The following is a 12,211-nucleotide window of genomic DNA, read 5'->3' as shown; positions in this document are numbered from 1 at the left end:
ACCCATTTTACGCCTAAATTGGCGAAAGCTGTAGTCCCTAAAAAAGCCCCGATCAGCCTTCATCAGCCAATCGGGACTTCTAATACTTAGATTACCAATTCAACGAATTTCCGATAAGGACTTCTGGCTGATGATTGCTCAACAGGTAGGCTTGACCGTCCGCCCCAAAGCTCAGTCCCTCGAATTCACGCTTCGATGCGAAGTGGGTCCAGGTCACATCCTGACTGGTCAGGCTCCCCCTTCCGGCAAGCTTGGCCACCGGTAAACTCGCAATGGAATCATCGGCGACCAGGTAAAGGCGGTCGTTACGGGGATTGAAGGCCATGCTCTGTACGCACGTCCCCGGACCCTGCGTCAGGACCTGATTGGTCAACCGGAAGCTGGCGTGATGCCGGCCAAACCGGCCCTGATAAATGTACACGCCACCGCTCGCCGGCCGAGTCCAGAAATAGGCCCGCCCGTGATGGTCAAAGGCCAAGACGTGACCGCCGGGAACCGCAAAGTCCCCGTGCCGCAGACGGAACCGCAACCGATGAATGGGCCGCAGCGTCGTGGCACTCATTTGCTGCAGATACCCGTACTGGTTGACCGGAATCCGGGGCGCGGACTCCCGGTCACACCACATGTACAGGTGATGGTCGCGCCAATTATACGCTAAGGATTGACCGTGGCCCGTCACGAATGCCGGCCCCACCTTGATGGCGGTCCGGATTTGTTTTTCCTTCGCCGATAGATTGGCCGCAATCGTATAGACATCCTGAATCTGATGTGGCGTGGCCTTCAGGCTGGCCAGTTTACTCATATTGAAGCGGACAATTCGACCTCGATTATGCCAAGCCGTTGGGCAGTACACCACGTAGAGGTCGTGACCCACCACGGCCATACTCTGCGGATCACCCCAGGCCTGATGGCGATAGCCTGGCAACGGCAATAGGTATTTTGTGGTAAACGTGATGGCCGACCCCTGATCACTGGCAATCGTATTGATCCCATGTGGATGGGCCGCCTGGGCATACTGGCTAGGCACCGTGACAAAGTGGACCTGCGCATCATCCAATGGTCGTTGAGCCCCCGTCGACGCCAGGGCCGCCGCACTCTGGTCAACCGTGGTCATCGCCTGCGCGGGCACGGTAGCCAGGGCTAGCCCCCAGCTTAATCCTACGAGTAAGGCGCCCCACAAATGAAGTTTTCGCATTATCCATCACCCCCCAATGTTTCGGTCAGTATAAAACGACCACCGCATTTTGGGAAAATAGAATTGTTTCTTTACGCAGTCAACTTACCAAGTGAATTCACCAGGTTACCCGATTACTGGTTAAGACCTCCGGCTGATGGTTACTTAGCAGGTAGGCGCGCCCGTTGCCGGCAAAGGTCAACCCCTCGAATTCACGGCGCGAGGAGAACCGGTTCCACTTCACGTTACGCGCGGTTAGATGACCGTTGCCGTTGAGTTTAGCTGCCGGCAGGTTCGCAATCGACCCGTCGGCCACCAGGTACAACCGACCAGTACGGGGATTGTACGCCATGCTCTGCACCCGCGTGCCCGGTCCGGTCCGCAGAATCTGATGCGTCAACCGAAAGTGAACGTGTTTCATCGTGACGGTTCCCTTGTAGAGGTATACACGGTGCGCCGTGGGTCGCGACCAGAAATAGGCGTTCCCTGACCGATCAAACGTCAACACGTGACCGCCTGGGACCGCAAATCTGCCGTGTTTAAACCGAAAGCGAATCTGATGAATCGGCTTGAGCTGGCGGCTACTGATCTGCGACAAATAACCGAATTGGTTGACCGGCACGCGGGGCGCCTTCTCCCGATCACACCACATGTAGAGGTGATGGTCCCGCCAATTATAGGCTAGCGATTGCCCGTGACCCGTCACGAATGCCGGACCGACTTTCACGGCGTGCCGCACCTGCTTCGATAGTCGGGCGTGGGACGTGTAGGCCCGTTGAATAGCCTGCGGCGTGGCGTGCATCGCCGCTAGCGCCCACAAGTCATAGCGCACCAACCGCCCGCGATTCTTCCATGCCGTTGGGCAATAGATGACGTACAGGTACCGCCCGGTCGAGGCGACACTCTGCGGATTGCCCCACGCCTGATGGTGATACCCCGGATACGGGAGAAGGTATTTCGTAGCAAACGTCACCCGCGATCCCTTGGTACTGGTGATGCGATTAATGCCGTGGGGATGGCGAGCCGCCTGATAGTGCTTGGGTACCCCGACGTAATGAACGGCCCGATCATTAACGACCCGCAAACGCCCCACGCTTAGGGCCGATGTGCGTTGTCGAACAACGTGATAGGCCTGCGCCGTAATTCCCGATAACATCCCCAACAACACACCCAGTAGCACGACTCCCCCAACACGTAAACCTTTCACAATGATTTTCCTTTCTTTAAATTCATCGTTTTTTGATTAACCGGCTTAATTGTAACGCAGTCGGACATTATTCACCAAGCCGGCCCATTCGGTTCGGATAATCACCGGTCACGCCGGTGCCGATAGATCGTCCTGGAAAATAGTGGCACCACGCCCGGGTCTTGGTGTACAGTAAGGGGGTACACTTAATTTGAATAAGGGAGTTGGCAAAATAATGGCAAAAGTTGAAAGTTTTACTTTAGATCACACCGCTGTTAAGGCACCTTACGTTCGTTTGATTACGCGCGAAACTGGGACGAAGGGTGACGTTATCTCGAATTTTGATTTACGGTTAGTTCAACCCAACACCAACGCAATTCCAACGGCCGGGTTACATACGATTGAACACTTGTTGGCTGGCTACCTTCGTGACGAAATGAGCGGCGTCATTGACTGCTCACCATTCGGTTGCCGGACCGGGTTCCATTTGATTACCTGGGGCGAACAATCCACCGAAGAAGTCGCCAAGGCTTTGAAGGTGGCTTTACACCGCATCGCCTTCGATACGGAATGGAAAGACGTTCAAGGAACCGACAAGTACAGTTGCGGTAATTACCGTGACCACAGTCTCTTCTCCGCTAAGGAATGGTGCAAGGACATCCTCGACAAGGGCATTTCCAAAGACCCATTCAAGCGCGAAGTCATCTAAATTCTATTCACAACACAAAACGCGGCAATCAGTTGAGTTACGACTCAGCGGTTGCCGCGTTTTTTGTTAGCCAACCGGGCCGCAAAAACCACAATCCGCTAAAGATACTTTCGCTTCGGTTAAGATCACTAAGAAACCATGAAAACCAAGCCACCAGTTGCCCCACTCTCAGCCGGCATGGCTATACTAGGTTGCGGACTAAGAGATTAGGGGAGGCAACATCATGCAAAAGACACCATTACGACAACGACAATTCACCCCGCGGCGCCATCACCTGCGCCGGTGGTTACTCGTCTTATGTAGTCTGCTACTCATTGGCGGTGGCGTTTATGGCTGGCAAGCTTGGCAACGGGCCCAAGCCACCTTTTCTCACACCTACCACGCCAATGGTTTAAAACCCAATAGCACCGCACTCGCTAGCGGCAAGCCCTTCGCCATTCTCCTGCTCGGAACCGATACCGGGGCCCTCGGCCGGCACGATGTAGGCCGCACCGATACTATGATCGTCGCCACTATTAATCCGCAGAAACAGACGGCGAAATTAACCAGCATTCCGCGAGATACCCTAGTGAACATCTACGGCAGCCAACAGGACGAGGAGAAGATTAACGCGGCCTACCCGCTATACGGGGCGAAAACGACCGTCAGAACCGTGGAGCACCTCGTCAATATTCCGATTCACTACTACGTTTTACTCAACATGGGCGGCCTCAAGAAGATGATTAACGCCGTGGGTGGCGTCACGGTTGACCCACTTCTCACCTTCCACTACGAGCAGGCCAACGTGGTCAAGGGACACAAGATTCACCTGAATGGGGCCAGCGCCCTAGCTTACTCGCGAATGCGCGACCAGGACCCCCTGGGTGACTACGGTCGGCAGGCCCGACAACGGCAGATTATCAAAGCTCTGGTGCTCAAGGAAGCCAGTCTGAGCTCCATCACTCGTTACCGATCCGTGTTGGATTCACTGAGCGATAACCTCCAAACCAATTTAACCTTCAACGACCTCATGTGGTTACGGGCCAAGGACGGTCACACAAGCCGCCACATTCAATCGCAGACCTTGCAGGGCGAAAATGCCACGCTCAACGGCATCGACTACCAGATCGCCCCGCAATCCGAAATCAATAAAATCTCAACCAATTTGCGGCAGGCGCTGGGGCTCCCAACCACGGCGACCTTCCAAACGGACGCCCTGGATCCGCTGGGCTTCTGACGATGGCAAACCTGGCGGTGGCCCGACTGGTTTGACCTGACACTTTCGTTGGAGCTGGCGGTCTTCCGTTCACCTCAGGCTACAATACAACGATTCCGCCTAGATTCCGCGAGTATTCAGGCAGTCAGCCCTGTCCAGCACTTAACGTTTTATTCGTGGCACACTAAAAGCCTGATCACGCCGGTTATTACACCGTGATCAGGCTTTATCTAATCTTTTTTCAGTTTCCGCGCTTGCCAGATGTGCCAGCCGATAATCAGGACGCTAACGTCTCCCAGCAACGTTCCTAAACCAATTAGGAAGTTTCCGGCCGAGGTCACCATCAGGCTGGAGGTCAATGGGAAACGGGCGAGCAGGGCCAGTAGCGTGGTAATCCACAGACTTCCCAGCACGGCCGGTAGCCACGAATTGGGTTGCTGGCGTTTTTGCCACCAGGCTAAGCCCGTGACCACGAGCGCGAAGACGATGAAGGTCACGCTACCCCCGACACGCGGCAGGTAGACCAATCCTCGCGCCGGTACCCAACGCGCCGCCAGACTCATCGCCGCCAACAGGCCAACGATAATCACGAGCCAGCCAATCAGCCGTCCCCGCACGGTGAACCGTTGCGTCAGCCAGATGCCTAGTCCCATCGCCACGATAAAGAGGCCGTACTGCACGGCGACCAGCAGGAGCTGTAGCGGTACCGCCGGCAAGATGACGCCGGGCAGGATGGTCCCCAACGTAAAGATGAGGATGGGAACCAGTAGATCCCAGGTTCGCCACCACGACTGCGGTTGGGCGAGCTTGCCCAACGCAATCGCCACGGTCGCCGGACCGCCGCCGAGATAATCGGCCGCCGTCTGTCCCGCCGTCTGCGCACTAAGCACCTCGTCCAGTAGGTCCCGTAAGTCTCGCTGGAGAACCCCCTCGTCCGTATACTTGGGCTGTTCTCGCATGCGTTCAACCAGCTCATCCCAGTAGGCTTGGTTTTCTGGATTTAATTTTTGCCGCATCGCTGCGTTTTGCTTAATAATCGTTGTGATTCGCGCCACAACCGCCACTCCCTTCGCTCGAACTGTCTGTTTCCATGATAAGGAAGTTCGCGGTAAAACACCACTGATTTCTACAGGTTAACGAAAATGCAGGCCCCACCACAGGCCACCAGCTGCGAGTAACAGGCCGCCACCAACGCTCAGCAGTAAGTAACCGACCACCGCTCCCCATCGTCGTTGATCGGCCAGCATGACGACCTCGTGGCTAAACGTGGAGAAAGTCGTCAGGCCACCCAGCATCCCCGTGCCCAGTAAGACCGTCATCAAATGATCGCATTGCCAGCCCGTCAGACCGCCCAGCAACCAGCACCCCAACCAGTTGATCAGTAGCGTCGCGAGCGGCCAGTGGTGGCCGTACAGACGATTGACCAGCCGTGTCAGTTCGTACCGGCCGACCGCACCAATCGCGGCTCCCAGACCAGCGACCACCGCCATCATCGCGGCGTCACCGGAAAATGCCAGTAGCGTCGCGCCAGCCATACGCCAGCCCAACTGCACAGTCCCCCGCCGATTAAGGTGAGACCAATGTAAAGACCGGCCGCGGCCCAGGCCTGCGCACTCAGCAAGCGTACGGCGTCCAAGCTAAACGTGGAAAAGGTCGTAAACGCCCCCACGCCGCCAACGCCCAAGCCAACCGTCAACGCGTTGGGCCACTTGGCCGTCACCGTTTCGGCGTGCGATAGCCAAGCCAACGCCCCACTCCCGAGTAAATTAACCACCACGGTCGCCCAGGGAAACCCCGTCGTTGCGGGCAACAACGTCCCCAAGCCGTATCGACTCGCGCCACCAACAAACGCCCAGCCAATAATCGCTAAAATTTGGGCCACAACGCCCATCCCCTCTCGCCAAATATCCTTTGATTATACCAAAAAGACGAGAGTGGGCCAAAAGGCGATTAGCCGGCGAGCATTAAAACTGCTAACCGAATAATTCCGGGTTGGGATTGTTTGGTTAGCAGCTTTAAGCGGAACCGGCTGCCTTTGGGCGCACGTTTCAGCTATGTAAAGGTGACGCAAATAAGCCTGGGATACCCCCCAGGCTTATTTGCGTCAGATTTAAAGTCGCTTCGCCAGACAGTCCTGCCGGATTTAGTGCGTCTTAACCACCAAATCCAAGGCGGCCTGTAGCTCGGCCTGCTGCTGATCGTCCAGTTGATTGTCGGCCACGCATTGCTTCACGTTCTCGGCAACCACTACGCCAATCATCCGCTCAACGCCGGACCGCACCGCCGCTAACTGCGTCAGAATATCCTGGCAGTCCCGGCCCTCATCGACCATTTTGAGAATCCCTTGGAGTTGGCCATCAGCGCGCCGCAAGCGGTTCTTGAGTTGATTTGAGGTTGTTTGGACCATTAGGCCGTCACCTCGGCAACCTTTTCATCAATGTACTTCTTCAACGCGGACTTCGGATGGAAGCCCACGACCTTTTCCGTCGGCATCCCATTCTTAAAGATGACCAGTGATGGAATGCTCATGATGCCCAGAGACTGCGCCAAATCCTGGTTCTTATCGACATCTAAAGAGGCAAACTTCACTTGATCGCCGTATTCCTGATCTAATTCTTCCAAAACCGGCGTCTGCATCTTACATGGCCCACACCAGTCGGCCCAGAAGTCAACAACTGTAACCGCCGTATCGTCGCCGACGTGTTCAAAATCCTTACTAGTAATTGCTTGCATCGTTTTCAATCCCCTTTGTGTTTTTAGTCAATGTTGTCAGTATACCTCCATAGGTATATTTTGACCAGTCTTTTGCCTCAACTTTCACGATTCAACTCACCATTTGAGACTTTTACCCTTTCGTTACCCAGTAAAAAAGGCCCGAGCAAGTCGCCTCAGGCCTCAAAATTCACTTTCAGTTTAAACGTTCTCCGGATCGGCATCGACCCCCGCGGTCAACCGTGGATGGTTGTTGCCCCGCTTGGTTTCCTTTTCCACCGCCATCTGCGCAACGAGGTTGAGGTAGTTGAACGGATCATCAAAATTCGGGTTAAACAGCATATCCACGAAGGCCAGGTCATCAATCGTATTGCGATTTTGAATGGCAATCGAAATAGCGTTAGCCGACTGGGCAACTTCGTGTTGACTCAGGAACTGCGCACCCAAGATTCGCCGGTTTTTCCGGTTGTAGACCAAGTTAATGGTCAAGTCGTCCGTAGACGGCATGTACTTCGGCCGCCAAGTGCCTTGGAAGGTCACTTGATCGGCGTCAAAGCCTGAGCGTAAGGCGTGGTCGATGGTTAAGCCGGTTGAAGCCAACGTCCGCCCAAAGATCTGCATGGCCGACGTTGCTTGAGTTCCCATGTATTTTTGAATGTTCCCAAAAATATTAATCCCAGCAAGCATCCCTTGCCGCACGGCATTCGTCGCCAACGGCGTGTAAGCCGGCTTCCCGGTTGGGTTAAAGTTAACCACACTGGCATCCCCACAAGCGAAGATGTCCGGATTAGAGGACTGCACGTAGTCGTTGATAATGATGGCACCGTGCCGGTCCATATCCACTTGGCCCCGGAGTAATTCCGTGTTGGGAACGAACCCGGTGCAGACCACCGCTAGGTCCGCCGTAAAGTCACCATTCGTGGTTTCGATAACCAATTGGCCATTGTCATCCCCCGTAAAGGAAGTGACCCGGTGATTCAGCATGACCTTAACGCCGTTGTCTTCCAACAAACTAACCACGTGGTCGGAAAGTTCCTTGTCAACGTAGTGATTTAAAATAATATCGCGTGACTGCAGTAACTGAACATCGTGGCCCGTCCGCGCATAACTTTCGGCAAGTTCGGTCCCGATATAGCCGGCCCCAACGATGGCAATCCGCTTATTGCCTTTGGCCGCCTTATCAATGGCTACCGCTTGCTCGTAGTTTTTACACATCATGACCTTGTCTTCATCAATACCAAAGATTGGTGGCACGGTCACGGTGGACCCGGTCGCCATAATCAATTTGTCATAAGTATCCGTGGACAGGTCCCCAGTATCCATGTCCACCACATCCAACGACTTGTTCTCTGAATCAATCTTAATCACGTTGTGCCGCGTCAAAACTTTTGCTCCGGCTTCAACCAGCGCCTCGGGTGATGAATAGAACATATCCTCAAGGTGCTTAACTTGTCCGTCCAAAAACAATGAGATTCCGCAAGACAGGAACGAGACGTTCGTGTGCCGTTCGTAAATGGTCACTTCGGTCTCTGGATGATCACGCAAAATCTGGAGCGCCGCATTCGTACCAGCGTGTGTACTACCAACAATGATGACTTTCATGTTTACCCTCCTACATGAAAAACGATTCTAACGGTAGTCTACTAGAAAGTTAGCGAAAGATAAATGACTTCGCCTCGAAAAAAGATGGAATAGCGGCAAAACCCTCACACATTTAGAAAAATGACGGAGCAATGTGCAACGCGCACTCATTATTTTATGTAATTAGTTATGATAGCATTATAAATTTACCAGTTAGTAAGCGCTGTCTCCTAAATCCCTGTAAGGCTAATCGCCGCTAGTCTTATTTTAACAGTTTGTTCGGATTTTAGTTACCGTTGATACCTTAATTTATCTTATCCCTTTTTAAATTAGTTGGTTTAAATCGGTTACAAACCGATTTACCGACTGGACAGCTATGCTTATCGGCCTATAAATCGGGGATTTAGTGCCTCATTCTAAGCGACTATGAGTTGGGCCGTTTGCGACACCCTACTAACGATTGCTTAGCGTTTATAGCCACTTAACTGGAACAGTTACATTTAGCTTGCGCAACCACCGACCGGCGATTATCATGACAGTAGTTAGTTCGTGATACGTTCTGACCTTAAGCACTGTGATAGATGATAGGAATCACTGTCTATAGATGCACTCCCCCCAAAACAAGTGATTTATTAACAGATTCCTAAATAGGTCCCGAGTAATCCGCATGTTACTCGGGGCTTTTCTTTTGTCAAATAAAGCGTACATCAGCCGTGGTGGAACCGCCACCGACCGATGTACGCTTTATTTGACAATTTAATCTAACGGGCGCGTCTTGCCTTGACCGCTTGAATTCCGCGCTGTCCCAGGAAAGGCACGGCCAACAGGACGAGAAAGAGCCACGTGAAGTTGTTCCGGACAAATGGCGTATTCCCGAAGAAGTAGCCGACCGCACAACAACTGGCCACCCACAACAGGCTACCGAGCAGATTGTAGAAACGAAACTGCCGCCAGGTCATGTCAACCGTCCCTGCCATAATCGGTACAAACAGCCCCACGAAGGGAATGAAGCGCCCAATTAGCATGGTCTGATCCTGATTCCGATTGAAGGCCGCCGTGGCTTGCTCCACCTTTTCCCCCGGCAAGCGGGCAATCAGCTTATCCTGGCGATTGTGCCAGCGCAACGTGGTGAAGTATTTAATCGCCGACCCTAGCGTCGCCGCTGATGTAAACATCAATACCAGCCACCAAATGTTGAGTTGGGAGTGCGGACTAGCCGAGATGGACCCGACCATGAATAGGAGGGATTGACCCGGAATAAAGGAGAAGATCAGCATCCCCGACTCCAAAAAGATTAGAAAGAAGAGGACGGGATAGATCCCGGTGCCCAATTGATTGGTGAGGGGCACCAACACGTCCAGTGGATGCCAAATCATATTCCAAATTTCCAACAAAAACGTCATACCATAGCTCCCTTTTCTCAAATTTCGTTAAACCCCGTTGCGGGAACAATCGCCCTACAGCGGCGGAATCTTAGCTAGTTCCCACGCGATTTCCTTTAGCGACATGTTCGCATCCGCCAAATGGTGTTTCTCACAATACTTCACGGCAAACTGGTCAACTTCACCGTGTTTCTTGGCAAAGTAAAGTCTCGTGAGCATTCGTTTTTGAACCTTCAAATCGGCTTCGTCCAATAGAAGTCACCTACCTTGCGTTATTTTTCAATCGCGGTTTCAGCGAGCCATGCCGCGTGATGCGAGCGCCAATCTCTGGCCACGCCAATTCATCGGTATCCGGCCCATTGACGCGGGGTTATCTGAATTGTCCGGGTTCCTAGTAGGCCCTAACTGAGCGCGATTCGCCGTTTTTGCCCGAATAAGCCCTTAACCATTTACCTTTTAATTTTACCATTTCCAACAATTCGGTCGTGCGCCAATTAATCGGCGGTTCCACCCCAACTCGGGTTGCCGCTACCTTTTGCCAATGACGGCGTATAAACCATTAACGGGTGATGATTTGAAATTTATGGCCTAAATTTTCCCGTTTTTCGGTCATTTCCGGTAAATTTACGGTCGATAAGCCGCGTCACCACTCGTCTCGGGTATGCCAGATTATCGGCTACCCACTTTAAACGAAGTGTCGTAGTCAACTATCGTTACGTCTCCGCCCTTTCATTATACGGGTTATTTCTGAAAAGTCAGGCGTTTTCGCCTCAACAAAAAGGCGACTCATTTAAAATCAATGGCCGCCAAACGTTGCTGTTGTCACCTTTTCAACCTAAAAAACATCAGTCGATTCAATCATTACTTTACCAATATGATTTTTTAAGCGCTGTTTAATGAACAGCCAAAAGTGTTGCCGCACAAGGGATAATCCCGTTATTAGTAAATTTATGAAACCAATCAATTGCACCCAGCGAGCCAAGGCGTTACACTACAAGCAAGTTAGTAACCAAGGCTGTTGCTAGCTGGGTTGTACCAAATTCTTATTACTCTTTTTACGGGCAGCAAGTAGCACTCCCCCAAAGTATCTATATCCTGCTCGTATCCCCCCTCAAGCCGCGATAGCACAGTTATCGTGGCTTTTTTTGTGGCTGACGAAGTAGATATATTGGGCAGCACTGTTGCTGGTCGTGAAATCTAGGCTAGATCGCGGTGGCCAGGACATTTCGAGCCAAAGAGCATTCTCGAAACGCGCTTGGAACCGCCCAATCCCTAGTCCAGCACCTGGACGCCGACACCGATCAAGCCCGGTCCCGTGTGCACGCCTAAGGCCGGCGAGACGTCGCCAGCGTACCAGTTCAGCACATTCGGGTGGGCCGCCTTCAGCTTGGCCAAGACGACCGCCCGCAGATCGGGATTGACCCCGTCACAGACCGCCACGTTAACGCGTTTAGCATCGCCAATCGCCGAATCGACCAGGGACAATAGCTTTGTAATCGTCCGCTTCTCACCGCGAACCTTGGCAATCGGGTAGTAAATCCCCTCATCATCGCACGAGATAATTGGCTTAACGTTCAACAACGTTCCGGCCATCCCGGCCACCTTACCGATGCGGCCGCCCGCCTGTAGATACTTCAAAGTCGGAACATAGAAGAAGACTTTGGTCTGCGCCGTCACCCGTTCGACCTCGTCCACGATTTCTTGGAAGGTGTGCCCCTCAGACCGTAGCTGAGCGGCATAAATGGCCGCAAATCCACTGCCAATTCCCACACTACGCGTATTGACCACGTGGACGGTTAAAGGCGTGTCAGTGGCTAATAATTGGGTTTCCTGATAGGTTCCGGACAGGCCTGCCGAAATACAAATGGCAATCACGTGGGTGTATCCCGACTCCTGAATCCGGTTCAGGGCCTTGAGGATGTGTTCTCCCGTGGGACTGGCCGTAGTGGCCTTCTCGGTCGCTTGCCGCCGGTAGAATTCGGCGGGGGTGATGGTCACCCGATCCTCGTAAGCCCGGTCGCGAAAAATAACGTTCATTGGCATCAGAGCCATGTCCGCCGCCTCCAGAACATCCGCTGGTACGTCAGAACATGAGTCCACTAAAATGGCAATTTTCTCTTGTGGCATGGGTGTTACCTCGTTTCTCCTAGTATCGTTCTTGGATAATAATCGTTATTATAACGCAACTATCTAGTTTTGAAAACTAGATCACCTACCGTTTGTTCCATATGTACCCTTACCAAGCGGTAAATTTGCCGGCTGAACTCGGGGC

The 12,211-nt window shown here is 52.9% G+C and carries 13 protein-coding genes; 2 read left to right on the top strand and 11 right to left on the bottom strand.

Annotated elements, in window-relative coordinates:
- Positions 1-91 precede the first annotated feature (91 nt).
- Both V8I28_RS11695 and V8I28_RS11690 read right to left on the bottom strand, forming a co-directional pair.
- Positions 92-1,195, bottom strand: coding sequence for a hypothetical protein (locus V8I28_RS11695; protein WP_341780274.1), 1,104 nt, complete (start codon positions 1,193-1,195; stop codon positions 92-94).
- Positions 1,196-1,292: 97 nt separating this feature from the next.
- Positions 1,293-2,381: a hypothetical protein gene (locus V8I28_RS11690; protein ID WP_341780273.1), complete on the bottom strand. Its 1,089-nt coding sequence runs from the start codon at positions 2,379-2,381 to the stop codon at positions 1,293-1,295.
- Positions 2,382-2,595: 214 nt separating this feature from the next.
- On the opposite strand from V8I28_RS11690, the gene V8I28_RS11685 reads away from it, so the two are divergent.
- Both V8I28_RS11685 and V8I28_RS11680 read left to right on the top strand, forming a co-directional pair.
- On the top strand, positions 2,596-3,069 hold the full coding sequence (locus V8I28_RS11685; RefSeq protein WP_233669323.1) for an S-ribosylhomocysteine lyase: 474 nt from the start codon (positions 2,596-2,598) through the stop codon (positions 3,067-3,069).
- A 223-nt stretch (positions 3,070-3,292) separates the two neighbouring features.
- Entirely contained in the window at positions 3,293-4,285 is a 993-nt protein-coding gene (locus tag V8I28_RS11680) for an LCP family protein (protein ID WP_341780272.1), read from the top strand.
- Between the two features lie 209 nt (positions 4,286-4,494).
- On the opposite strand, the gene V8I28_RS11675 is transcribed toward V8I28_RS11680, so the two are convergent.
- From V8I28_RS11675 to V8I28_RS11635, 9 genes are all read right to left on the bottom strand, one after another.
- Positions 4,495-5,319 carry a hypothetical protein gene (locus V8I28_RS11675; protein ID WP_341780271.1) on the bottom strand — a complete coding sequence of 275 codons (825 nt, stop codon included), beginning with the start codon at positions 5,317-5,319 and terminating at the stop codon, positions 4,495-4,497.
- A gap of 78 nt (positions 5,320-5,397) precedes the next feature.
- Entirely contained in the window at positions 5,398-5,799 is a 402-nt protein-coding gene (locus V8I28_RS11670) for a fluoride efflux transporter FluC (RefSeq protein WP_341780270.1), read from the bottom strand.
- Positions 5,754-6,155: a fluoride efflux transporter FluC gene (locus tag V8I28_RS11665; protein ID WP_445928212.1), complete on the bottom strand. Its 402-nt coding sequence runs from the start codon at positions 6,153-6,155 to the stop codon at positions 5,754-5,756. The genes V8I28_RS11670 and V8I28_RS11665 overlap by 46 nt, the downstream gene beginning before the upstream one ends.
- A 252-nt stretch (positions 6,156-6,407) precedes the next feature.
- Complete coding sequence (locus tag V8I28_RS11660) at positions 6,408-6,671, bottom strand: metal-sensitive transcriptional regulator (RefSeq protein WP_341780268.1); 264 nt, start codon at positions 6,669-6,671, stop codon at positions 6,408-6,410.
- On the bottom strand, positions 6,671-6,997 hold the full coding sequence (gene trxA, locus V8I28_RS11655; RefSeq protein ID WP_341780267.1) for a thioredoxin: 327 nt from the start codon (positions 6,995-6,997) through the stop codon (positions 6,671-6,673). Before trxA ends, V8I28_RS11660 begins: the two co-directional genes overlap by 1 nt.
- A gap of 180 nt (positions 6,998-7,177) precedes the next feature.
- Complete coding sequence (locus V8I28_RS11650) at positions 7,178-8,578, bottom strand: FAD-dependent oxidoreductase (RefSeq protein WP_341780266.1); 1,401 nt, start codon at positions 8,576-8,578, stop codon at positions 7,178-7,180.
- A 740-nt stretch (positions 8,579-9,318) separates the two neighbouring features.
- The gene (locus tag V8I28_RS11645; protein WP_341780265.1) at positions 9,319-9,933 is read right to left on the bottom strand and encodes a DedA family protein; all 615 of its coding nucleotides are present in this window, start codon (positions 9,931-9,933) and stop codon (positions 9,319-9,321) included.
- Between the two features lie 81 nt (positions 9,934-10,014).
- Complete coding sequence (locus V8I28_RS11640; RefSeq protein ID WP_341780264.1) at positions 10,015-10,158, bottom strand: hypothetical protein; 144 nt, start codon at positions 10,156-10,158, stop codon at positions 10,015-10,017.
- A 1,053-nt stretch (positions 10,159-11,211) separates the two neighbouring features.
- Positions 11,212-12,066: a DegV family protein gene (locus V8I28_RS11635; RefSeq protein WP_341780263.1), complete on the bottom strand. Its 855-nt coding sequence runs from the start codon at positions 12,064-12,066 to the stop codon at positions 11,212-11,214.
- Between the last annotated feature and the right edge of the window lie 145 nt (positions 12,067-12,211).

This window comes from Levilactobacillus sp. HBUAS70063, assembly GCF_038374745.1.
Classification (GTDB): Bacteria; Bacillota; Bacilli; order Lactobacillales; family Lactobacillaceae; genus Levilactobacillus.
The sequence above is the reverse complement of the archived record's forward strand: the minus strand, read 5'-3'. Positions and strand labels throughout refer to the sequence as shown.

Excerpts from the sequence above, each read along its gene's own strand:
- V8I28_RS11695 (WP_341780274.1), bottom strand. The coding sequence starts at position 1,195 with ATGCGAAAACTTCATTTGTGGGGCGCCTTACTCGTAGGATTAAGCTGG.
- V8I28_RS11685 (WP_233669323.1), top strand. The coding sequence starts at position 2,596 with ATGGCAAAAGTTGAAAGTTTTACTTTAGATCACACCGCTGTTAAGGCA.
- V8I28_RS11680 (WP_341780272.1), top strand. The coding sequence starts at position 3,293 with ATGCAAAAGACACCATTACGACAACGACAATTCACCCCGCGGCGCCAT.
- V8I28_RS11670 (WP_341780270.1), bottom strand. The coding sequence starts at position 5,799 with ATGGCTGGCGCGACGCTACTGGCATTTTCCGGTGACGCCGCGATGATG.
- V8I28_RS11665 (WP_445928212.1), bottom strand. The coding sequence starts at position 6,155 with ATGGGCGTTGTGGCCCAAATTTTAGCGATTATTGGCTGGGCGTTTGTT.
- V8I28_RS11660 (WP_341780268.1), bottom strand. The coding sequence starts at position 6,671 with ATGGTCCAAACAACCTCAAATCAACTCAAGAACCGCTTGCGGCGCGCT.
- trxA (WP_341780267.1), bottom strand. The coding sequence starts at position 6,997 with ATGCAAGCAATTACTAGTAAGGATTTTGAACACGTCGGCGACGATACG.
- V8I28_RS11650 (WP_341780266.1), bottom strand. The coding sequence starts at position 8,578 with ATGAAAGTCATCATTGTTGGTAGTACACACGCTGGTACGAATGCGGCG.
- V8I28_RS11645 (WP_341780265.1), bottom strand. The coding sequence starts at position 9,933 with ATGATTTGGCATCCACTGGACGTGTTGGTGCCCCTCACCAATCAATTG.
- V8I28_RS11640 (WP_341780264.1), bottom strand. The coding sequence starts at position 10,158 with ATGCTCACGAGACTTTACTTTGCCAAGAAACACGGTGAAGTTGACCAG.
- V8I28_RS11635 (WP_341780263.1), bottom strand. The coding sequence starts at position 12,066 with ATGCCACAAGAGAAAATTGCCATTTTAGTGGACTCATGTTCTGACGTA.